This window comes from Nonomuraea aurantiaca (genome assembly GCF_020215705.1).
Lineage (GTDB): Bacteria > Actinomycetota > Actinomycetes > Streptosporangiales > Streptosporangiaceae > Nonomuraea > Nonomuraea aurantiaca.
Genome location: NZ_JAIWNB010000012.1, coordinates 59,230 through 80,569, shown reverse-complemented (window position 1 = coordinate 80,569; position 21,340 = coordinate 59,230). Strand labels below are relative to the sequence as shown.

17 protein-coding genes are annotated in these 21,340 nt (G+C 69.8%); 11 read left to right on the top strand and 6 right to left on the bottom strand.

Features of this window, described 5'->3' with window-relative positions:
• The first annotated feature begins 5 nt into the window (after positions 1–5).
• From LDL49_RS27300 to LDL49_RS27285, 4 genes are read left to right on the top strand one after another with little or no spacing between them, the layout of a single operon-like run.
• Complete coding sequence (locus LDL49_RS27300; protein ID WP_225294775.1) at positions 6–1,364, top strand: ABC transporter substrate-binding protein; 1,359 nt, start codon at positions 6–8, stop codon at positions 1,362–1,364.
• On the top strand, positions 1,361–2,293 hold the full coding sequence (locus LDL49_RS27295; RefSeq protein ID WP_225294773.1) for a carbohydrate ABC transporter permease: 933 nt from the start codon (positions 1,361–1,363) through the stop codon (positions 2,291–2,293). The genes LDL49_RS27300 and LDL49_RS27295 overlap by 4 nt, the downstream gene beginning before the upstream one ends.
• Positions 2,290–3,186 carry a carbohydrate ABC transporter permease gene (locus tag LDL49_RS58495; protein WP_225294771.1) on the top strand — a complete coding sequence of 299 codons (897 nt, stop codon included), beginning with the start codon at positions 2,290–2,292 and terminating at the stop codon, positions 3,184–3,186. The genes LDL49_RS27295 and LDL49_RS58495 overlap by 4 nt, the downstream gene beginning before the upstream one ends.
• A gap of 7 nt (positions 3,187–3,193) precedes the next feature.
• A complete protein-coding gene (locus tag LDL49_RS27285) occupies positions 3,194–3,457 on the top strand; it encodes a hypothetical protein (RefSeq protein ID WP_225294769.1) in 264 nt (87 codons plus the stop codon).
• A 156-nt stretch (positions 3,458–3,613) separates the two neighbouring features.
• Here LDL49_RS27285 and LDL49_RS27280 read toward each other — a convergent pair whose 3' ends face one another.
• On the bottom strand, positions 3,614–4,729 hold the full coding sequence (locus tag LDL49_RS27280) for a branched-chain amino acid aminotransferase (RefSeq protein WP_225295162.1): 1,116 nt from the start codon (positions 4,727–4,729) through the stop codon (positions 3,614–3,616).
• 202 nt (positions 4,730–4,931) lie between these two features.
• Here LDL49_RS27280 and LDL49_RS57155 point away from each other — a divergent pair, with 202 nt between their 5' ends.
• Positions 4,932–5,057: a hypothetical protein gene (locus LDL49_RS57155; RefSeq protein ID WP_263655576.1), complete on the top strand. Its 126-nt coding sequence runs from the start codon at positions 4,932–4,934 to the stop codon at positions 5,055–5,057.
• Between the two features lie 267 nt (positions 5,058–5,324).
• Here LDL49_RS57155 and LDL49_RS27275 read toward each other — a convergent pair whose 3' ends face one another.
• The 4 genes from LDL49_RS27275 to LDL49_RS27260 form a co-directional block, all read right to left on the bottom strand.
• Entirely contained in the window at positions 5,325–7,940 is a 2,616-nt protein-coding gene (locus LDL49_RS27275) for a hypothetical protein (protein ID WP_225294767.1), read from the bottom strand.
• The gene (locus LDL49_RS27270; RefSeq protein WP_225294764.1) at positions 7,937–9,775 is read right to left on the bottom strand and encodes an HSP90 family protein; all 1,839 of its coding nucleotides are present in this window, start codon (positions 9,773–9,775) and stop codon (positions 7,937–7,939) included. Before LDL49_RS27270 ends, LDL49_RS27275 begins: the two co-directional genes overlap by 4 nt.
• A gap of 170 nt (positions 9,776–9,945) precedes the next feature.
• The gene (locus tag LDL49_RS27265; protein ID WP_225294762.1) at positions 9,946–10,362 is read right to left on the bottom strand and encodes an ATP-binding protein; all 417 of its coding nucleotides are present in this window, start codon (positions 10,360–10,362) and stop codon (positions 9,946–9,948) included.
• A gap of 127 nt (positions 10,363–10,489) precedes the next feature.
• Positions 10,490–10,801 carry an STAS domain-containing protein gene (locus LDL49_RS27260; RefSeq protein WP_225294760.1) on the bottom strand — a complete coding sequence of 104 codons (312 nt, stop codon included), beginning with the start codon at positions 10,799–10,801 and terminating at the stop codon, positions 10,490–10,492.
• A gap of 206 nt (positions 10,802–11,007) precedes the next feature.
• On the opposite strand from LDL49_RS27260, the gene LDL49_RS27255 reads away from it, so the two are divergent.
• From LDL49_RS27255 to LDL49_RS27230, 6 genes are all read left to right on the top strand, one after another.
• Positions 11,008–12,057: a LacI family DNA-binding transcriptional regulator gene (locus LDL49_RS27255; RefSeq protein ID WP_225294759.1), complete on the top strand. Its 1,050-nt coding sequence runs from the start codon at positions 11,008–11,010 to the stop codon at positions 12,055–12,057.
• Between the two features lie 111 nt (positions 12,058–12,168).
• Positions 12,169–14,334 carry a carbohydrate-binding protein gene (locus tag LDL49_RS27250; RefSeq protein ID WP_225294757.1) on the top strand — a complete coding sequence of 722 codons (2,166 nt, stop codon included), beginning with the start codon at positions 12,169–12,171 and terminating at the stop codon, positions 14,332–14,334.
• Positions 14,335–14,374: 40 nt separating this feature from the next.
• Positions 14,375–16,471 (top strand): glycoside hydrolase family 36 protein, encoded by a 2,097-nt coding sequence (locus tag LDL49_RS27245; protein WP_225294753.1) that lies wholly within the window; start codon positions 14,375–14,377, stop codon positions 16,469–16,471.
• A gap of 28 nt (positions 16,472–16,499) precedes the next feature.
• Positions 16,500–17,822, top strand: a complete 1,323-nt coding sequence (locus tag LDL49_RS27240; RefSeq protein ID WP_225294752.1) for an ABC transporter substrate-binding protein — start codon at positions 16,500–16,502, stop codon at positions 17,820–17,822.
• Positions 17,823–17,826: 4 nt separating this feature from the next.
• On the top strand, positions 17,827–18,705 hold the full coding sequence (locus LDL49_RS27235; RefSeq protein ID WP_225294750.1) for a carbohydrate ABC transporter permease: 879 nt from the start codon (positions 17,827–17,829) through the stop codon (positions 18,703–18,705).
• Between the two features lie 28 nt (positions 18,706–18,733).
• Positions 18,734–19,606: a carbohydrate ABC transporter permease gene (locus tag LDL49_RS27230; RefSeq protein WP_225294748.1), complete on the top strand. Its 873-nt coding sequence runs from the start codon at positions 18,734–18,736 to the stop codon at positions 19,604–19,606.
• Positions 19,607–19,609: 3 nt separating this feature from the next.
• On the opposite strand, the gene LDL49_RS27225 is transcribed toward LDL49_RS27230, so the two are convergent.
• Positions 19,610–21,259: a sialidase family protein gene (locus tag LDL49_RS27225; protein WP_225294746.1), complete on the bottom strand. Its 1,650-nt coding sequence runs from the start codon at positions 21,257–21,259 to the stop codon at positions 19,610–19,612.
• Positions 21,260–21,340: the final 81 nt, after the last annotated feature.

The window sequence follows — 21,340 nt, the reverse complement described above, 5'->3', positions numbered from 1 at the left end:
GACCCATGACCCGTCAGCAGCATCCGGCCGAGGCCCTCGGCCGGCACGCCCTGTCCCGGCGCGGCTTCATCCGGACGGCGGCACAGGCCGGCGTCGCCATGGGCCTGGCGTCCGCGGTGAGCGCGTGCGGCGGCTCAGGCGGCGGCAGCGGCGGCGCCGTCACGCTGCAGCTGTGGGACACCGACACCCGCCCGGAGCGCACGGCCAACCTCAAGAAGCTGATCTCGATGTTCGAGGCCAAGAACCCCGGCCTCCGCATCAACTACCTGGGCCTGCCCACCGACCAGTACATGCAGAAGATCAACACCGCGATCGCGACGCGCTCCACGCCCGACCTGCTCACCCCGAAGGCGTCCGACCTCGCGGCCCTGGTGGCCCAGAACGCGCTCGCCCCCCTGGACGAACGCCTGAAGAAGGCCGGCCTCGAACCGCAGATCTCCGAGCAGATGCTCAAGTCCTCCCGGGCCGCCGCCCCCGACGGCAAGCTCTACCTGACGCCCACCACCAGCCTCGCCGACGTGATCTACTATCGCGCCGACTGGTTCCAGGAGGCCGGGCTGAAGCCGCCGGCCACCTGGGCGGACTTCGACGCGGCCGCGAGCCGCCTCACCGACGCCTCCTCCGGCCGCTTCGGCTACACGCTGCGCGGCGGCAACGGCTTCTTCGGCCAGCTCGTGCAGATGGTCTATCCACGCGCGGGCGTGAGCACGTTCTTCCGCGAGGACGGCTCCTCCACGCTGGACGACCCCGCGGTCATCGCCGCCTGCGAGAAGTACGTGGCCCTGTTCGGCAAGCAGACCGCGCGCAGTGATCTGACCGCCGACTTCAAGACCATGGTGGCCCAGTTCGGCAACGGCGGCGCGGCCATGTTGAGCCACAGCATCGGCTCCTACCCCAACCACGTCGCCGCCCTGGGAGCCGAGAAGGTCGGCGCCGTCGCGCCCTTCCCCGGGCCGGACAACCAGGTGCTGACCGGCTGGATGACGACCGGGTTCGCGATGTTCCAGAAGAGCGAGCACCAGGAGGAGGCCTGGAAGTTCCTCGCCTACACGATGGAGCCCGAGGGCAACAGCTTCTGGGCCCAGAAGTCCGGATACCTCCCGGGCAACAAGACGGTCGCGAAAGAGAAGTGGGTGACCGAGAACGCCGCCATGAAGGCCGCGCTGGACGCCGCCGCGAAGCCCGGCGTCGTGACCCTGGAACAGCCCTACTACCTGCCGGAATTCACCGCCATCACCGTCACGGACCTGCTTCCGGAGTGGCAGAAGGTGCTGCAGGGCAACCTGACGCCCCGTGACTTCCTCACCGCCGCGGCCTCGGCCCTGACCACGGCCAAGCGCAAGTACGACAAGGAGCACGGATGAGCTCCACGACCGCCGAACCGGTACGCCGCCCGCCCGCGGCGCGCCGCCCCACCGGGTCCCGGGCCGGGCACGCGTACCTGCTGATCGCGCCGGCCGTCGTGCTGGTGCTGGTCTTCCTGTTCTATCCCGTGCTCAGCGTCTTCTGGGAGAGCCTGCGCCACCACAACCTCACCCGGCCCCTCGACGACGGGTTCGCCGGCCTGGACAACTACCGGGCGCTGCTGGCCGACGAGCTGTTCTGGCGGAGCCTGCGCTTCACCGCCCAGTGGGTGTTCGTGGAGGTGGGGCTGCAGTTCGTGCTCGGCCTGGCGCTGGCGCTGGTGCTGAACCGCACCTTCGTGGGCCGCGGGCTGGCCCGCGCCCTGGCCTTCAGCCCATGGGCGGTGTCGGGCATCCTCACGACGACGATCTGGATCCTGCTCTACAACCCCACCACCGGGATCGGGCACTACCTGGCGTCCATGGGCATCGGCGAGTACGGAACCTCCCTGCTGTCGGAGCCCGACACGACCTTCTGGGCCTTGGTCATCGCCGAGCTGTGGAAGGGCATCCCGTTCTTCGCCATCCTCATTCTCGCCGACCTGCAGTCGGTGCCGCTGGAGCTGTACGAGGCCGCGAACGTCGACGGCGCCGGGCCGCTGCGCCGCTTCTCGGCGGTGACCTGGCCGCACATCCGCAAGGCCGTGGTCATCGCCACGCTGCTGCGGGCGGTGTGGGAGTTCAACAACGTCGACCTGCTGTACACGATGACCGCCGGCGGCCCGGCGGGTTCGACGACCACGCTGCCGCTCTACGTGGCCCAGACCGCCATCCACGACCAGGACTTCGGCTACGGCTCCGCGCTCACCGTCACGGCGTTCCTGCTGCTGACCTTCGCGTCCATGGTCTACCTGCGCATCAGCTCCGGCGATTCCAAGGAGGGCAAGTGAGCCTCGCCACCCACGACGACGTCGGGCAGGCCCCGGTGCCTGCTGCACCACCGGCCCGGCGGCACGCGGCCCGCAAGCGACGGCGCTCGATGGGCGACCGCCTGATGCTGTGGTTGCCGCTGACGCTGTTCCTGCTTTTCACGCTCGTCCCGTTGTACTGGATGGTGCTGTTCGCCTTCCGGCCGCCAGGTTCCACGGCCCTCGTGCCGTGGCCTATCACCCTGGAGAACTTCCGCCGGGTCTGGGAGGGCTCGGGCTTCGGCGTCTACTTCCGCAACAGCATCGCCGTCGCGGTCGCCAGCCTCGTCGTGTCGACGGTGATCGGCATGCTCGGCGGGTACGCGCTCGCCCGCCTCACCTTCCGCGGCAAGAACGTCTTCCTGGTCATCATGCTGTGCACGCAGTTCATCCCGGGCGCCATGATGCTCATCCCGCTCTTCCAGATCTTCAACGGGCTCTATCTGACGAACAGCCTATGGAGCCTGATCATCGCCGACACCGTCTTCCACCTGCCGCTCTCCCTCGTCCTCATGGCGGGCTTCATCAGAAATGTGCCGGTCACCCTCGAGGAGTCGGCTCAGGTGGACGGCTGCGGCCGGATCCGCGCGTTCTGCGCGGTCGTCCTGCCGCTGCTGAAGCCCGGGATCGTCGCCGTCGGCTCCTTCGCGTTCATCAGCGCGTGGAACAACTTCCTGTTCGCCATCATGTTCATCAGCTCGCAGGACCGGTTCACCGTGCCCGTCGGGCTGAGCTACCTGCTGGGCGAGTTCGGCAGCGACTTCGGCGCTCTCGCCGCCGGGGGCCTGATCGCCGTCGCGCCCGTCGTCGTGCTCTTCGCGTACGTCCAGCGCTTTCTCATCCAGGGGTTGAGCGCCGGCGCGGTAAAGGGCTGACGCCGGCGTGCGGTTCGCTGTGGATCCCGCGGCGATGGTGGCCCGCTCGGCGTCGGTGACCGAGCGCGCGCAGGCCGAGGTCGAGCGGGCCGCGGCGGCGGGTGACGTGCTGGAGATGGCCGAGGCCAACCGCCGCTTCCACATGGTCGACGTGGCCGGGTCGATGGAGGCGTCACCCTCGGCTACCAGTCCTTGCAGCTGGATGGCACCCCCGGCCACCGCCTCGTCGTCTACTACGCCGACGTCGCAAGCCCCGACCACGACGCCATGATTCTTCTCGACATGCTCGGCACCCAGAAGGCCCCGGCCACCGCCGACCGAAGCACCGGATCAGACTCGGTGAAACCGTAGCCGGACGGCACTCTCCGACGGCGACAGAGCCGTGCACATGGGAGCCCACCCCAGCGAATGGCGTCCTTCGCGCAGGTCAGTGCGCTGTCGTGCGCGGATGGTGCACCCAGCCGTGCGGGTCGGGGGCACGGCCGGTCTGTACGGCCATGAGCTTCTCGCGCAACCGGAGGGTGAGGGGACCGGGCCGGCCGTCTGCCATCTGCCAGGCGGTGGTGCGTGTGCGGGCCTGGCCGACGGGGGTGATGACAGCGGCGGTGCCGCAGCCGAAGACCTCGGTGATCGAGCCGTCCGCCGCGCCCGTCTGCCACTCCTCCAGGCTGATGCGGCTCTCGCTGACGGGGTGGCCGAGGTCGCGGGCGAGGGTGAGGACGCAGTCGCGGGTGATTCCGGGCAGGAGTGAGCCGGTGAGGGCGGGGGTGGTGATCTCGGCGGCAGAGCCGTGGCCGCGTACGAAGAAGAGGTTCATGGCGCCCACTTCCTCGATCCAGCGCCGCTCAACCGCATCGAGCCAGACCACCTGGTCGCAGCCGTGCTCGGCGGCGTCGTTCTGGGCGAGGAATGCGGCGGCGTAGTTCCCGGCGAACTTGGCGGCGCCGGTGCCACCCGGGGCGGCCCGTACATAGTCCTCGGCGATCCACACCGACAGGGGTCTGATGCCGTCGGGGAAGAACGACCCGGCCGGGGAGGCGATGAGCAGGAACAGGTACTCGGCCGAGGGCCGGACGCTGAGCGTGCTCTCGGTGGCGAACATCAGCGGCCGCAGATACAGAGAGTGCTCGGCGGCGTCGGGAACCCAGCACCGATCCTGACTCACGAGCAGCTCACATGCCTTCATGAACAGCTCGACGGGTAACTCCGGCATGGCCATCCGGCGGGCGCTCGCCTGGAAGCGGTGCGCGTTGGCCTCGGGCCGGAACAGCGCGACCGTACCGTCCGGCTGCCGGTACGCCTTGAGCCCCTCGAAGATCGACTGGCCGTAGTGCAGCCCTGTGGCGGCCGGGTCGATGGTCAGCGGGGCGTATGGGCCCAGTGCGGCGTCATGCCAGCCCCCCTCGCCGGTCCACTTGATGGTGACCATGTGATCTGTCATGTACCGGCCGAAGCCGGGCGCGGCCAGAATCTGCTGCCGCTCGGCATCAGGACGCAGGTGAGGATGCGGTTTGATGGTGAACTGCGGGAGCGTGAGGGGCATCTGGGTTTCCCTTGCGGCCGAGTGCTCACCGTGGTGCGCGGTCAGCGGGTGCGGAATGGGCTTCGGAGGACTGGCTACGGGCCAGGGATGCGGGCCGTCGAGGAGCCTGCGCAGGGCGCGGCCGAACTCGATGAAGAACCGCTCGCGCGTCTCGGCGGTGGTGCAGCCCGGTAACAGGCAGGGGTCGAGATCTTCCAAAACCATGAGCAAGCAACTGCCCGTGGCCCGTGCGTACAGCGTAGACCCACTTGATGCCGGGGTGAATGGCGTCGACGAAGGAGAACGGCACGGCAACCAGTTCGACATTGCGGTCGAGCTGTGCTGGTGATCGCGGGTTGACGTCGAGTTCGGTTGAGGTTGCCGGCTGGGGACGACATCAACCGAACAGGGGAGAGCAACGTGCGCGTGGTGTGGTTGAAGAGTTCGGCAGGCCCGAGGTGCTCGTACCTGGAGATGCACCCGACCCGGTCCCGGGGCCTGGGCAGGTGTTGATCGACGTCGCCTCCGCCCTGGTCGGCCAAAGCTGAGCGGTCGTCGTGCAGGACCGCTGGCTGGCATCCGTCATCGGCGATGAGCGCGTGCCAGTGCCCGCACGCTAGTCGACGTCGCCGTACTCGTCGAAGCTGTCCGTGATCATCTGCTCGAGTTGCTTCTGCGTCTCTGCGAGCTCCGCCAGCACCTCCTCGGACGGGCTGTGCTCGGCCAGCCCTACCAGTTCGGCGAGAACCGCACGCATCTCAGCGACGCCGGGCCGCTCCGCATCCTGGTGCTCCTCGGAATCAGGCTCGCCCATGTAGCGCAGCAACCAGGCCGCCGACCGAAGACAGCGTACGCGCGGGGTGAGTTCGCCGAGTTCGGTCCAGAGCGCGGCCGCCCGCTGATAGGCGGCCAGCGCTTCTGCGGTCTGTCCGGAATACTGCAGTGCTTCGGCGGCGGACCAGGCCAGTTCGGCATGCATGGCTCGTTGGTCCGAATCATTCTGGACCAGCTCCGCGCCTTTGAGAAACTGCTCAGCGGCCTCGCGGTCGCGGCCCAGCTCACGCAGTGACGCACCGTATTGTCCCCGGGTCATCGCGATGACCGGTGCGTCGTAAGGGATCTCCACCCTCGGGATCACCTCCTCGAACAGTGCCGCTGCTTCGGCATGCCTTTCGAGACGGTGATAGGCGCGCGCCGCCGTGAACGTGTTGTGCAGGGTGTCGGGTTCGGACAGGCCATTCCAGCGGTCTGCCGCGGTCAGTGCCGCGCCGACCAGGTCGTGTTCGCGGCCGGGCTGTCTCGAGATGGCCTCGACGAGCAGGGAGCTCAGCTGGGCGGTCTGGTCGTGCGGCACGAGATCGGCGCCGTACGTGATCGCCTTCGACGCGAACTCTTCGGCCGCCTTCGGATCGTCGCTCCCGAGGGCGTGCTCGGCGAGCAGGGAGGCGGGATTCGCGGCGCGCCACGGCTGCCCGGCTTCGAGATAGCCCGCCACGGCGGCCTGCAGATGGGCACGCGCGCCGTCCGCATCGCCGAGCGGGAAGGAGATCCGGGCCAGCAGGTCGTGATACATGGCCATGCGCTCGGTCACCGCGAGTTTCACTGCCACGGCGAGTTCGGCCTCCAGCAGCGCATGGGTGGCCTTGAGCTCGGCCTCGGCCGGGTTCTCCTGCTGCCCCAGCGCCGCCATTGCCATGAGGGGACCGGCTCTTCGCACGCTCAGGTATTCGCGCGAGGTGAGCTTTCCGGCCGCGTACGCGCTTTCCGCCTGCGTCATGACGCTTGCCGCCAATGCCTCGCCTCCGGTCCGATCCCTGGCCTGGAAGCGCGCCAGGGCCACGGCGGCGCGGGCCTCCAGAAACTTGGCAGTGTCGGCGAGCCGGTCGAAGCTCTCGGCGACAGCCAGCAGCGCGTCGTAGGCCGCGCCGGGGTCCGAGTCCAGCAGGGAGAGCGCTTTGGCGTACTCGACCTCCGCGACAACGATCTCGGGCAGCGGCAGCTCACTGGCCGCGACTCGTTCCCACGCTCTGTCGGCGTGGGGATGACGAGTCTCGGACAGGCGCCGCGCTTCTGGGACCAGGCCGTCGAGGCTCGAATCGGTGCCCTTCGGCGGGACCGGTACGGCACGACCGGCCGGCTGCGGCAGCGTCGCCGGGACGCCGAGCGGCAGCCGATCCGCCAACGGCTCCTGGGCGAGGCGCTTGGCGACGCGCTCGCTGAAGACGCTGCTGCCGTTGCGCGCGTCATAGCGGGCGCACAGCTCGCTGATCTCCTGTTCCAACCTGGCGAGAGTCGCATCAAGAGTCAGGTCGCCGATCCGGATGCCGCCGTGGCCCAGCATGGCCAGGCGGCGGAGCAGTACGACGACACCGCTCACGAAGCCGACCCGCTGCGAGACGTCCTCGTGCTGCTTCATGAGCCAGGACGCGTGCTCGTTCAGGATCTCCAGGCCACGCGCCTCGTTGCCGGTCAGGGCGCAGAACTCGATGTGGTGGCCGACCGACTCGCGCAGGCTGACATTGTGGCGGACCAGCGAGTATCCCCTGAGGAAGGCGCTGCGAGCGTCCTCGGTTCGTCCGGTGCGCAGCAGGGGAAGCAGTGCCTTGGCCAGGACCCTGTGCGGCTCCTCCGCACATGACCGCTCGCCGTCGAGCAGCGGCGCCCAGTAGTCCAGCGCCCCCGCGTCATCACCCGCCGAGACGCGCCACGTGCCCCAGCCGTTGCCCTCGCAGGCGTCGCAGTCGGCCATCTGGTCGCGCGGAGCGGAGATCGACGACTCCATCGCCGCCGCTGCCGTCTCGTCGTCGCCGAGATGCTGCGCCAGCAGCGAACGCAGGCTGAGCACCGGGCGCGGGCTGTATCCGCGCTGCCGATAGCGGTTCTGCAACTCGTCGAGCCAGCGGTGGATGGTCGCCAGCGGCACGGCCGGGTTGAGGACGAGGTAGTAGCTCATCCACTTGAGCTGCCAGTGGATGCGATCACTGAACGTGCCCACCTCGGCTGGGAAGCCGTCGTGAATCTGCAGGAGCCGTCCGAACGCGACCGGCATGCGGTCACCTTCGGCGCCGTCCTCGTAGGCCTGGATGAGGGTGAGCAGCACCTCGGCTTCCAGCGACCGGTCCTCGGCCGCCTTGGCCGCGGTGGCGAGCAGTTCCAGGCGTTCGGCTTTCTGGCGTCCGCGTGGCAGCGCGTAGGTCTGACGCAGGGCGTCGCGGATCTCGGCGACGTTCATGCGGTGCCATCCTCTTCAGTGGATTCGGTCACGTTCTGGGAGGCCCAGCCGAGCAGCTCGTCGAAGGCGCGGTTGAGCAGTGCGGTGTCGACCGACCGCAGGGGCCGATGCGTCATCAGCAGCGCCTGGCCGTACAGCGCCTCGACGGCGGTGACGAGCAGCGCGCGATCACTGATCGTCGCAAGCCGGCGGATCACCGGGCTGCGGTGGTTGAGTACGAGTTGCGCGCGAGGCTCGGTGGACTTGAGTGCGCCCAGGAGCTCGGCCCACAGGTCGTCCGCGTCGGCGGCGACCTCCGCGCGGGTTCGTTCGTTGCGTGCCGCGCGGGAGTCCAGATGCAGAGCGGACACCGACGCCGGAAAGAACGCACGAAGGATCACATCGCAGCCCAGAGGGTCAAGCGTGGAGCGTGCCATCGCCATGAACCCGGCCATGGCCAGCTCATTCGCGCTGTCAACCGGGTCGAGCGCGGCGGTGACCACGTCCGAACCGAGCTCCTCGACCACCACCCCCGGCATGACATCAGGGAGCAGCGCGACCAGCTCGCTGTCGTAGGTGTAACCCCCGTTGACGACCGCCACGCCGTGGGCGGCCGCGATCGGCGCGATCTGCCGGAACTCCTCAACGGTGGGCGTGATCCGAACCACGGGGTGTTTCCTGGCGACCTCGGCCAACGTGACTTGACCGTCGGTCGTCTCCAACGTGAGATACGGCAGCATGATCCGGAACAGCTCGGCGTCATGCCTGGCCATCGCCTTCGCCCCGAGGCTGTGCACAGCGAGGAACGCGGCCAGGCGCTGTGGCTCCTGCGCGGCCAGCCCGGTGAGCCAGTCCCGCAGCCGGACACCTAGCGCCTCGCGGACCGCGACCAGCGTCTCGTCCTCGTACAGACCCTCACGCGATGCGGTCGGGCGCAGCGTGTCCGTATCGATCACGCAGCGGACGAAGAACGCCCATTCAGGGAGTAGGCCGGTGGTCGCGTCGTTGAGCAGCATGCCCTTCAGGTAGACGCGGTGGCGGCCGCTGTCGGCCGGATTCGCCGGCTGCGGCAACACGTAGGCGGCGCCCCTGATCCCGGCCAGCTCCACGTCGAGTTCGACGACGTCGAGTGCGGTGAAGCCGAGCGCGCGCTCGCCGTACTCGATCAGCGCGGCCCGGCGTGCGGCGGCCGAATCGTAGAAGCGGTCCCACACCGGGGGGCTGTCCGTGGTGCGGATCGTCCGCCCACTCGTGTCGATCGTCACCTCGTATGGCAGCAGCGAACCGAAGTCGCGGGCAAGGTCGGTGACCACGTCAGGGGCGAACCACCGTTCGGCTCCCGCTCGTGGCGTCAGGCACACGGTCGTTCCGGGAACGGCGCGCTCATGCGGCGCAAGCCGCCGGACCGAGTACGTCCCATCGGACGCGGCCAGCCACTCAATGCCCGGCGCATCCGGGACGGCGGCAGAACGGCTGATCACCTGGATCCGCTCGGCGACGGTGAAGCAGGCCAGGAGGCCGATACCGAACTGGCCAAGGAACTCGCGGCGAGCCCCTTCCAGGTCATCGCGCTTCGATGACCGGCCGATGGTCGCGAGGAAACGATGGACGTCCGCCTCCGTCAAGCCGATACCCGGATCATCGATCCGCAGCCCCGCCTCGTTCAAAGTGATCCGGATGGCGGTGGATGCCGTCGGGTCCATCCGCTGCCGCGCTGTCACCGCGTCGACCGCGTTCTGCAGCAGCTCTCTCAGGTAGACGCGTGGACTGGAATAAAGGTGGTGCGACAGGAGATCAACAAGTCCTCGCAGGTCAACCTGAAAGGAGTGGGCATTTCCCGACTCTTTGTCCAGCATGCGGAAGATCGTAGCGTCAAGCTATGACATTGAACTGATCAATTTCGGCCGCGAGCTCGAACACCGGCATCCTCCCACCGGGCCTGACGACCACCAGGTTCGCCTTCTGTTCCGTCTCGGCAGCCGGAGGGAATGCCACTTTCGGCAACCGAGCGACTAAAGGATCTTGCTCAGGGGCAGTCCGGCTGCGGGGCGGCGGCCTCCAGGGTGACGATGGTGCCGTTGGCGTCGCTCTCGATGGTCAGCCGGTTGACGCACTGCCGGGCCAGCCACAGGCCCCGGCCGCTGCTGCTGTCGGCCGGCACGGCGTGGTGGCCCTGCGAGTCCGGCCGCGCCAGCCCCGGGCCGTTGTCGGTGACCCGGCAATAGAGTCGGCCGCCGGTCTGCCACAGGCTGAGCCGTCCGCTCTCGCCGCCATGGCGCACCGCGTTGGTGGTGATCTCGTTGACCGCCACCACGAACCGGTACAGGTCTCGCCCGGTGAGACCGTGCCGCGCGGCGTAGCGCGCCACCAGCCGGCGCAGCAGGACGAGCGTGTCGAAGTCGAAGTCGTACCGCGTCTCCAGGGTTTCGCCGGGGTCGCTCATCGGCGCGTCCGCCCCGACCGGCGCGGGCGGGACGGGGCCGCGAAGCGGAGGCCACGGTGGCGCGCCCAGCTCTCCTCAGCCCCCAGCCCAGCTCTCCTCAGGCCAGCTCTCCTCAGGCCAGCTCTCCTCAGGCCAGACCGAACGCGGACAGCAGCCCCGTGATGCGCAGCTGGTCGAACACCCGGGACGTGGGGTGCCGCACGCTGAAGGCCGCCTCGACCTCGGCGGACGCCTTCATCGCGTCCACGAGCACGCCGATCCCCGAGGAGTCGATGAAGGCCACCTCGCCCATCTCGATCCACACCATTGAAGGGCGCTGGTCGAGCACGGCGGTGGAGACCGTGCTCCGTACCCAGGCCGCGTTCGTGAAGTCGATGTCGCCGCGCAGCACCACTTCCAGCGTGCCGTCGGTCACGGTGCCTACTGACACCACCTCCATGCGCGTTCCTTCCTCTGCCGATGCCGGGCACGGCGAGTCTGCCCCCATGATGCGCTCCGAACCGCAGGGCGGCTGCCCACACCCATCATTGTCCGGTACATAGCGGTATCTATCACCAGCCCGACCGCCACGCCACCCGTCGACGGCTCTTGGCGGGCAGGTGAGCCGGGGCGGAGCCGCGGTCCGGGGCGCCTTACGATGTGATCGTGAGTCCGAGCCCTCGGCGCGAGCCGCGCTCCGGCGCCCGCAGAGGGGCCGTGCCCAGCATTCGCGACGTCGCGGCCGCGGCGGGCGTCTCCTACCAGACCGTCTCGCGCGTGCTCAACGACTCGCCGCGGGTGCGTCCCGACACCAGGGCCGCGGTGCGCGCGGCCATCGAGACGCTGGGGTTCCACCCCAACCGGGCCGCGCGGGCGCTCGGCCTGGGGCGCGCTCCGGGCATCACCGTGGTGACGTCCAACACCATGCTGTACGGCTACGCGTCCACGCTGCAGGGCATCGAGGAGGCGGCGCGGACCGAGGGCATGGCCGTGGGGGTCAGGGTCGTGGAGTCGGACTCGCCCGCCGAGATCAAGCAGACCGTCGACTATGTGAACGACCCGAGTGCGGGCGGGCTGGTCGTCATCGCGTTCGACCCGGCGGGCACGGCGGTGCTGGAGGCGCTGCCGGCGGACATACCGGCGATCGCCGCGACCGAGCCGGTGGCGCCCGACACGGGCCGGGTCACGATCGCGCTGGACGAGCGGGGTGCCGCCGCCGACGCCACCGAGCACCTGCTGGCCCTGGGCCACCGGACCGTACACCACGTGGCGATCCCGTCCGAGGGGCGCTCCAGTGGTCGGCAGGCCGGCTGGCGCGACGCCCTGTCGCGGGCGGGCGCCGAGATCCCCGAGGTGGTCGCCTCCGGCTGGGACATCCGGGCCGCCTACCTGGCCGGGCAGCGGCTGGCCGGTGATCCGGACGTCACGGCGGTGCTGTGCGGCAACGACGACATCGCCCAGGGGGTGCGCCGCGCCCTCTACGACGCGGGCAGGGACGTGCCCGGTGACGTGAGCATCGTCGGGTTCGACGACATTCCCGGCTCGGCCTTCTGGATCCCCGCGCTGACCACCGTGCGGATGGACTTCGTCGGGCTGGGGCGGGCGTGCTTCCTGGCGGCGGTGGCCGAGCTGACCGGGCAGCCGCGGCCCGAGACCGAGCTGACCCCACCCCGCCTCATCGTGCGCGAGTCGACCGCCCCTCCGCGTCACGGCTGAAACCGCCGCGTAACAATCCGGCAAAGGGCCCTTCCGTTCCTGCCATGTGACCGCTCACACTCCATGTGACCGGTCACATGGCCGCTCTTCTCCCGGCAGGAGGTACTCCCGTTGACTTCGTTCCGGCTCCTGGGTGTCACGACCGTCGTCTCCGCGCTCGTCTCGGCCCTGCTGTGCGCCGCCGGCCCGGCGCAGGCCGCGTCCCCTGCCCTCGTCGTCGACCTCGCCTCGGACACCGGCCCGCTGAAGTACGGCGCGACCGGCTTCCTGTACGGCCTGGGAAACGACGGAATCCCCACCGACACCATGCTGGCGGCCCTCAAGCCCCAGGTCACCGCGCAGAAGGCGCCCGACGGTCTCCAGCATCCCAACGGCGACGCCCTCCAGATCGCGCCCATGTTCAAGCGCACCGGCGGCCGTGACATCCAGGTCTACATGCAGGACGTCTACCGCCAATGGCCGTACGAGAACCTCGGTATCGACGACTACCTGGCCAAGGTCGACACGATGACCCGCAAGATCGTCGCGGACCCCTACCGGACGTCGTACGTGTACGTGCCCTTCAACGAGCCCGACCAGATCTGGTACCAGGGCAACCTCAACGGCCTGCTCGACGCCTGGAAGCGCGTCTACCAGAAGATCCGCTCGATCGACCCCGGCGCCCGGATCGCGGGCCCCAACTTCGCCTCCTACCGCTCGGCCGATCACCGCGCGTTCCTCACCTACGCCAAGGCCAACAACGTGCTGCCCGACGTCTTCACCTGGCACGAGCTCGGCAACGACTTCTTTACCAGCTGGTACGACCACCACGCCGACTACCGGGCCATCGAGACGAGCCTCGGCATCAGCCCCCGGCCCATCGTGATCAACGAGTACGCCCGCTACTCCGGCGACCTGGGCGTGCCCGGCAACCTGGTCCAGTACGTGACCCGGTTCGAGAACAGCAAAGTCGACGCCTGCCTGGCTTTCTGGACCACGGCCGGCGCGCTCAACGACCTGGTGACCAGGAACAACCAGGCGACTGGCGGGTGGTGGCTCTACAAGTGGTACGGCGAGCTGACCGGCCACACGGTCACCGTCACCCCGCCCACCAGGAACGGCCCCCTGCAGGGGCTGGCCGCCATGGACCCGGCCAGGAAGCAGGCCCGGGTGATCTTCGGCGGCTCGCTCAACGTCACCGACACCTACGCCGCCGACGTCGTGGTCAAGGGCATCGGCTCGGCCCCCTACCTCGGTGGCTCGGTCCACGTGACGGTGTGGGGGGTGAACAGCACCGGCCTCAACGCCTCCCCGGGCCCGGCCCTGATCCACGAGGGCGACTACACCGTCTCGGGCGGCCAGATCACCGTCCCGCTCACCGGGCTGAACGGCGCCGCCGCGTACCAGGTCATCGTCACCCCGAACACCGACCTGACGCCCGCCGGCCCGGCCACCCGCTACCAGGCCGAGTACGCGGCGCTCGGCGGCACCGCCCGCGTCACCTATGGCCCCAACACCGGCTACTCCGGCACCTCCTTCTCCGAGGGCTACGGCGGCAGCGACACGGCGGCGACCACGTTCGTCGTGACCACGCCCAATGACGGCTACTACAACCTGGGCCTGCGTTACTCGGCGGGCCCGTACACCGGCGCGCCGCAGGACCGGACCGCCCGCCTGGCGCTCAACGGCACCGCGTTGACCGACCTCACGCTGCCGGGAACCGCCGACTGGAACACCTGGAACACGGTGACGACCAAGGTGTTCCTCCAGGGCGGCGTCAACCGGGTCGGCGTGCACGCCTTCACCACCGACGACCGCGACGCCGTCAACCTCGACTACCTGGACGTGACGGCCACCACCGGCACCGTCACCGCCTACGAGGCCGAGAGCGGCGCCAACGTCCTCGGCGGCACGGCCGTGGTCGGCGCCAACGGCGCCGCGTCCGGCGGTTCGTACGTCGGCTACATCGGCAAGGGCGCCGCCAACATCCTGCGCTTCACCGGCGTCAACGCCCCGGCCGCCGGCCGCTACCGCGTGGTGATCACGTACGCCAACGGCGAGCTGGGCGAGGGCGCGTCCAACTACAACACCAACATCGTGGACCGCTACGCCGACATCCGCGTCAACGGCGGCGCGGCCACCCGGGTCTACTTCCGCAACACGCTGGGCTGGTCGAACTTCCGCACCACCGTGATGACCGCCGACCTCAGAGCCGGCGCGAACACGATCGAGTTCGGCAACGCCGTCGCGTACGGCCCCGACGTCGACCGGATCCAGGTCGCCGCCGCGCTCGGCTGACGCCTGTCCCACAACCACCGCACAACCGAAGGAGAGTTACGTGAAGCCTGCCGACGTGGTCGAGACCCTGCGCTGGGGACATGGCGCCCTGGCGGCGGTGGTGGAGATCCACCCGGACCGGCCGGTGGCCCTCCAGAGGCTGGGACCGCCCGGCGCCGAGCCGTCCCGTCTGTCGCAGCCGCTGGTCGAGGTGCTGATCCCCGGCGAGGGCCGGGCCAAGGCCTCGCAGCGGCTGTCGGAGACGGCGGTCGGCTGCCGGTTGCGGTACACGGGCGCCGAGCAGAGCCGCGACGGCGACTGTCACACGCTGCGCGTCGCGCTGCGCGACGAGGTGTCCGGGCTGGCGGCCGAGCTGACGCTGCGTTCCTTCGACGGTGTGGCCGCCTGCCAGGCCCAGGTACGGGTGACCAACCAGGGCACGGACCCGGTGCTCCTGCTCGCCGTGTCCTCCTTCGCCGGCGGCTTCCTCGGCCGCCCGGTGAGCGAGGTGGACGTCCTGTCCGCCGACAGCGAGTGGCTGGGCGAGAGCAGGTGGAGCAGGCGGCCGCTCGGCGACCACATCGCCGACCTCAACCTGGCCGCGCACGGTCAGCACGGGCGCGGCCGGTACGCGCTGAGCAGCACCGGCACCTGGTCCAGCGGGCGGTACGTGCCGATGGGCGGCCTGGCCGACCGGCGCACCGGTCAGACCTGGCTGTGGCAGATCGAGCACAACGGCGCCTGGGGGTGGGAGACCGGTGAGCGGCTGGACGGCGTGTACGTGGTGGCCACCGGCCCCACCGACGCCGACCACCAGTGGAGCCAGACCCTGGCGGCGGGGGAGTCCTTCACCACGGTGCCGGTCTCGGTCGCCGTCTCGGACGACGGGCTCGAGGGGGCGGTGGCCGCGCTCACCGCGCACCGCCGCGCGCTGCTGCGCCCGCACCCCGACAGGTCCACGCTGCCCGTGGTGTTCAACGACTACATGAACACCCTGATGGGCGACCCGACGACGGCCAAGCTGCTGCCGCTGGTGGACGCCGCCGCCGCGGCCGGGGCGGAGATCTTCTGCGTCGACGCGGGCTGGTACGACGACGACGGCGCCTGGTGGGACAGCGTCGGCGCCTGGGAGCCGTCCCGGACCCGCTTCCCCGGCGGCATCCAGGAGGTCCTCGGCCACATCAGGGACCGGGGGATGACGCCGGGGCTGTGGCTGGAGCCCGAGGTGATCGGCGTGCGCAGCCCGATGGCCGACAAGCTGCCCCCCGAGGCGTTCCTGCAGCGCGGCCGCCGGCGCGTGGCCGAGCACGGCCGCTACCACCTGGACCTGCGCCACCCCGCGGCCACCGGGCACCTGGACCAGGTGGTGGACCGGCTGGTGGAGGAGCTCGGCGTCGGCTACTTCAAGCTCGACTACAACATCAACCCGGGCGCCGGCACCGACCTGGACGCCGACAGCGCCGGCGCCGGGCTGCTGGCCTGCAACCGGGCCCACCTCGCCTGGCTGGACGGCGTCCTGGACCGGCACCCCGGGCTCGTCCTGGAGAACTGCGCGTCGGGCGCGATGCGCATGGACTACGCGCTGCTGTCCCGGCTGAACCTGCAGTCGACCAGCGACCAGCAGGACTTCCTGCGCTACCCGCCGATCGCCGTGGCCGCGCCGCTGTCCATGCTGCCGGAACAGGCCGCCAACTGGGCGTACCCGCAGCCGGAGATGACCGACGAGGAGCTCGTCTTCGCCATGTGCACCGGCGTGCTGGGGCGGCTCTACCTGTCGGGCAACCTGCCCGCCATGAGCGCCGGCCAGCTCGACCTGGTGCGGGCGGGCGTACGCGCGCACCGCGACCTGCGCGCCGACCTGGTGCGCGCGGTCCCGTGCTGGCCGCTCGGCCTGCCCGGCTGGGCCGACCACTGGCTCGCCCTCGGCCTGCGCGCCGGGGACACCACCCACCTCGGGCTGTGGCGCCGCCCCGGCGCCGCCGAGACCTCGATCCTGTCGCTGCCCCACCTGGCCGGGCGCGCCGTCGAGGTCGAGACCGTCTACCCGGGCGATAAGGCAGGATGGGGCCACTCGTGGGACCCGCAGACCGCCGAGCTGTCCGTGACCAGCACCGTTACCGGACCGACCGCCCGAATCCTGAAGCTCCGCACTCTCTGACCCCCCACGGACCAAAAGGAAACACACCGTGAAACTCACCGCGATCACGGCTGCGGCCGCCACCGCGCTCCTGACCCTCACCGCGTGCAGCGACCCGGCCTCCGGACCCGCCGCCACCCCGGCGGGGAGCGGGCAGCCCGCCGCCTGGGCCGCGCCCACCGGCCGGCTCGACGGCACCACGCTCACCATCTGGGCCGCCCAGAACAGCAACACCGTGCCCAAAGCCGTGACCGACGCCTTCACCCAGGCCACCGGCGCCAAGATCGACGTCGTCACCATCCCGGACCCGTACGAGCAGGGCGTGCAGACCAAGGTGGCCACCGGCGACAAGCCCGACCTGGCCTTCTGGCAGCCGACCGCGTCCATGCTCACCGCACTGAACGCCAGGACCAACCTCCAGCCGCTGGACGGCGCCCCCTGGCTCGCCTCGATGACGCCCGAACTGCGCGACATCACCGGCCTGCTGGACAAGACCCGCTACGCCGCCCTCATCACCAGCCCGGCCGTCGAAGGCGTCTACTACAACAAGGAGGTCTTCGCCGCCAACGGCGTCACCGCGACGCCCAAGAACTTCGACGAGATGGTGGAGACGGCCCGCAAGCTCAAGAGCAAGGGCGTCACCCCGTTCTTCGAGATGGCCGGCGACAAGTGGGCCACCCAGTGGTGGGTGCAGGTACAGCTCGCCGACGCCGCCCGCGACGGCCTGTGGGACCGGGTCAACACCGGCAAGGAGACCTTCTCCGACAAGACCATCCTGGACGCGATCAAGAAGTACAAGGCGCTGATCGGCGAGGGCCTGTTCAACGCCGACATCAAGACGGCGAAGTTCGAGGACCAGGGCGCGGCGCTGCTGTCGGGCAAGGCGGCGATGGCCGTCCAGGTGAACTCGTTCTTCGGCCAACTCCAGGCCAAGGCCGACACCGCGACGCTGGACAAGAAGATCGGCTTCTTCCCCATCTCGCCGTCCGACAACGTGGGCACCTTCATCCCCGACCAGAGCAACGCGCTGGTGGCCTTCAGGACCGGTGACGCCAAGCGCGAGGCGGCGGCTCGCCAGCTGCTGTCGTACTGGATGGGGCCCGGCTACCAGGGCTTCGTCGCCGACCGCAAGACCGTCTCGCTGCGCGCCGACGTGCCGAGCCCGGCGGGCGTGCCACAGGCGCTGCTCGACGTGCACAAGTCGCTCGGCGGCGCGGTCGGCTCGATGCAGGCGCTCGCGGTGGCCAACCCCGACCTGTACCTCAACCTGGCCGACATGATCACCGGCAGCCTGACGCCCGAGCAGGTGGCCGCCGCGACCCAGAAGCAGTTCGCCCAGCTCGCGAAGGCGGCCGGCGCGTCCGGGTTCTGACCACATGACCGTCACCAGCGCGCGCCGCACGCATCCGATGTGGTTCCTGATCCCGGCCTTCGCGATCCTGTTCGTCTTCTTCTTCCTGCCGACCCTGTTCAACTTCATCTACGCCTTCACCGACTGGTCCAGCTTCAAGAGCGAGATCCGCCCCGTGGGGCTGGACAACCTCACCGATCTGCTCTCGGACGGCACGCTGTTCAGCGCGCTGCGCATCACGGTGAGTTACGCCGTCCTGGTGGCGCTGTTCCAGAACCTGTTCGGGTTCGGCCTGGCCGTGCTGCTGGAGCGCGACACCTGGCTGAACCGGGTCGCCCGGCTGTTCTTCCTCATCCCGGTGCTGATGTCGGCGCTGGCGGTCGGCTACGTCTTCCAGGCGCTGCTGAAACCCCACGGCAGCCTGAACGGCCTGCTCGGCGGCCTGCTCGGCCACCCGGTCAGCGTCGCCTGGCTCGGCGACACCACCTGGACGCTGGTCGTGGTCTCGGTCATCCACGCCTGGAAGTGGATGGGGCTGTCCATGCTCATCTACCTGGCCGGGCTGAAGACCGTGCCGGAGGACGTCACCGAGGCCGCCAGGATGGACGGCGCCTCGCCCTGGCAGGCGTTCTGGTCGATCCGCTTCCCGCTGCTGGCGCCGGCGGTGACCTTCAACGTCGCCACCGCGCTGCTCGGCTCGATGAACGGCTTCGACATCGTCCAGGCCACCACAGGGGGCGGCCCGGCGCGCAGCACCGAGATCCTCAACATCTTCATCTACCGCACCTTCGGCCAGGGCCTGTTCGCGCAGGCCACGACCATGAGCCTGGTGCTGTTCCTGCTGGTCGGGCTGCTGGCCTTCCCCGTCATCCGGACCCTGCGCAAGCGGGAGGAGATCCTGTGACCGTTCGTACGGGCGGGAGTGTCCGCTCATGACCATCCCCGCGTACGGCGCCCGCGGCCGCCGGGTCCGGCCGCCCCGCGCGAGCGGCCTCGCGGCGCGGCTGCGTCCCTTCGCCGTCGTCGCGCTCGTCGCCACCGTGATGGGCGTACCCCTGTGGCTGATCGTCTCGACGGCGGCCAAGTCACAGTCCGAGGCGCTCTCGCCGGACCTGTCGCCCCCGTCGCGCTGGCTCCTGTGGGACAACCTCGCGCAGGTGTGGACCCAGGGCGACATCCCGGCCGCCTTCCTCGGCAGCGTGCTGATCGTGGTCCCGGCCGTCGCCCTGGTGCTGACATTCGGCTCCATGGCGGCGTGGATCCTGGCCCGCCGGGCCACCCGGCTCAACGCCGTCCTGTACGCGCTGGCCATCAGCGGCATCGTGCTGCCGCCCGCCGTGGTGACGATCGTGCTGCTGCTGCGCCAGCTCGGCCTGGCCGGGACCCTCACCGGCATGATCGGCGTCTACGTCGGCATCTACCTGTCGACCGTCGTCTTCTTCGTCACCGGCTTCGTCCGTACGGTGCCGCTGTCGATCGAGGAGGCCGCGCGCATGGACGGCGCGGGCCCCGTGCGGGTCTTCGTCTCGGTCATCCTGCCGATGCTGCGCCCGGTGCTGGCCACCGCCACGATCCTCATCTGCCTGTACGTGTGGAACGACGTCTTCTACGCGTTCTTCGTCATCGGCGGACGGATGGACACGTTGCCCCTGAACCTGTTCCAGGTGGCCAACGCCGGGCTCTACCTCAACAACTGGCACTTGATCTTCGCCTACATCATCCTCATGAGCCTGCCGCTGCTGGTCGTCTTCGCTGTGGCGCAGCGCAGGATCATCTCGGGGATCACCGGGGGCGCGGTGAAGTAGGGCCTACTGGGGGACGGTCCACTTCTGCGGGTCGAGGCCGTTGCAGTCGTAGATCTGCAGGCGGGTGCCGTTGGCCGTGGCGCCCTGTGGGCTGTCGAGGCAGCGGCCCGACTGCGGGTTGAGCAGCGAGCCGTTGGCCTGCTTGCGCCACTGCTGGCCGCCCGCGGCGTTGCACTCCCACAGCTGGACCTTGCTGAAGTTCGCGGTCGCGTTGGCGTCGATGTCGAGGCACTTGCCGAACGCCCGGATCGTGCCGTTCGGGTGCATGGACCAGCGCTGGCCGCTGGCGGTGCCGCAGTCCCAGAGCTGGACGGCGTTGCGGTTGGCGTTGGTGTTGGTGTCGACGTCCACGCACTTCCCGGCCGTGGCCGGGCCGGTGATCTGGCCGACCGGGCCGCCCAGAGTGCCGATGCCGTAGCGGACCTGGCACTGGTTGCCGGTGAGCTGGGTGCCGGCCAGGTAGAGGAAGCTCGTGCCGTCGGCGGCGGGCACGATCGGCGAGCTGTAGCCGGGGCAGGCCGGAGCCCCGGGAGCGTAGCCGCCGGTGGGGTTGACGGTCACCGGTGCCTCGATCTCGGTCCACGCGCCGGTGCCCAGATTGGTGTTGGCGAACAGGACCAGGCCCGACTCGCCGTCCACGGTCTTGTTGCCGGTGGGACCGGCGACCACGCGCTGGCCGGACATCAGCAGCGTGCCGTTGGCCCCGCCGCCGGGCAGCCAGGCGACATAGGGGGTATGCAGCAGTTCCCGGCTGTCGGAGGTACGGACGATGGTCCCGGCCGCGCTCCAGTTGAGGCCGTCGGGGCTGGTCTTGGTGTAGACCTCGCAGGCATGGTCCGGGTCGGTGGCGTCGCGGCACAGCTCGTACGCCATGAGGAACGTACCGTTCGGCAGCGGCGTGAGGATGGACATGCCGGGCCTGGCCAGGTTGTCGGCGGGGAAGGCCACGTCCTGGGTGGGCGTGGCGCTCCAGGTCTGGCCGCCGTTGGTGGAGGTGTAGTGGCCGATGACCTGGTTGTTGGTCGGGGTGTTCGCGGGCCGCTCGTCGGAGATGAAGCAGGCCAGGGTGTTGTTCGGGGCGAGCAGGAACCACGGCTCCCAGATGCCGTGCCCGACCGTGTTGGGCTGGCCGCTGGTCTGCGTGCAGTTGGACAGCCACGTCCAGGTGACGCCGTGGTCGGTGCTCTTGAACACCTCGATCTTCTGCGCGGTGAAGTCGCCGACGTGCCAGGCCGTGCCCGCCGCCAGCAGGTCGCCCTGGTTCAGGCCGTTCGCGGTGCGCGGCACCTCGTACAGGACCGGCGCGCCCAGGTCCCAGCCGGAGGTGTGCGAGGTGATCGTGGAGATGGGGTTGGCGGTCCAGGTGCGGCCGCCGTCGGTGCTGCGGTAGATCGGGAAGGCGTTGGGCGCGTTGTGGTTGTTGCGGGCGAAGGTGGCCAGCATCGTCTCGTTCGGTGAGCCGTCGTAGTCGAGCCGGACGGCCCTCGGGTAGCTGGCGTCACCCTGGGGATAGGTGCTCAGGTTGGGGGAGTAGAGCACCTGTCCGGCCGGGGCGGCCGCGGCGGGACCGGCCAGGGCGACGAGCAGCCCGGCGATCAGGGTGAGCGCCATCACCAGCGGTAATGGGCTCCTGGGGGGTGGTGCGATGCGCACGGTGTCTCCTGGGGTGGGGGCCTGGTGAGCGGATCTCACCGGGACGTTCGGAAGCCGATTCCGGGTGTGCTCAGATTCCGG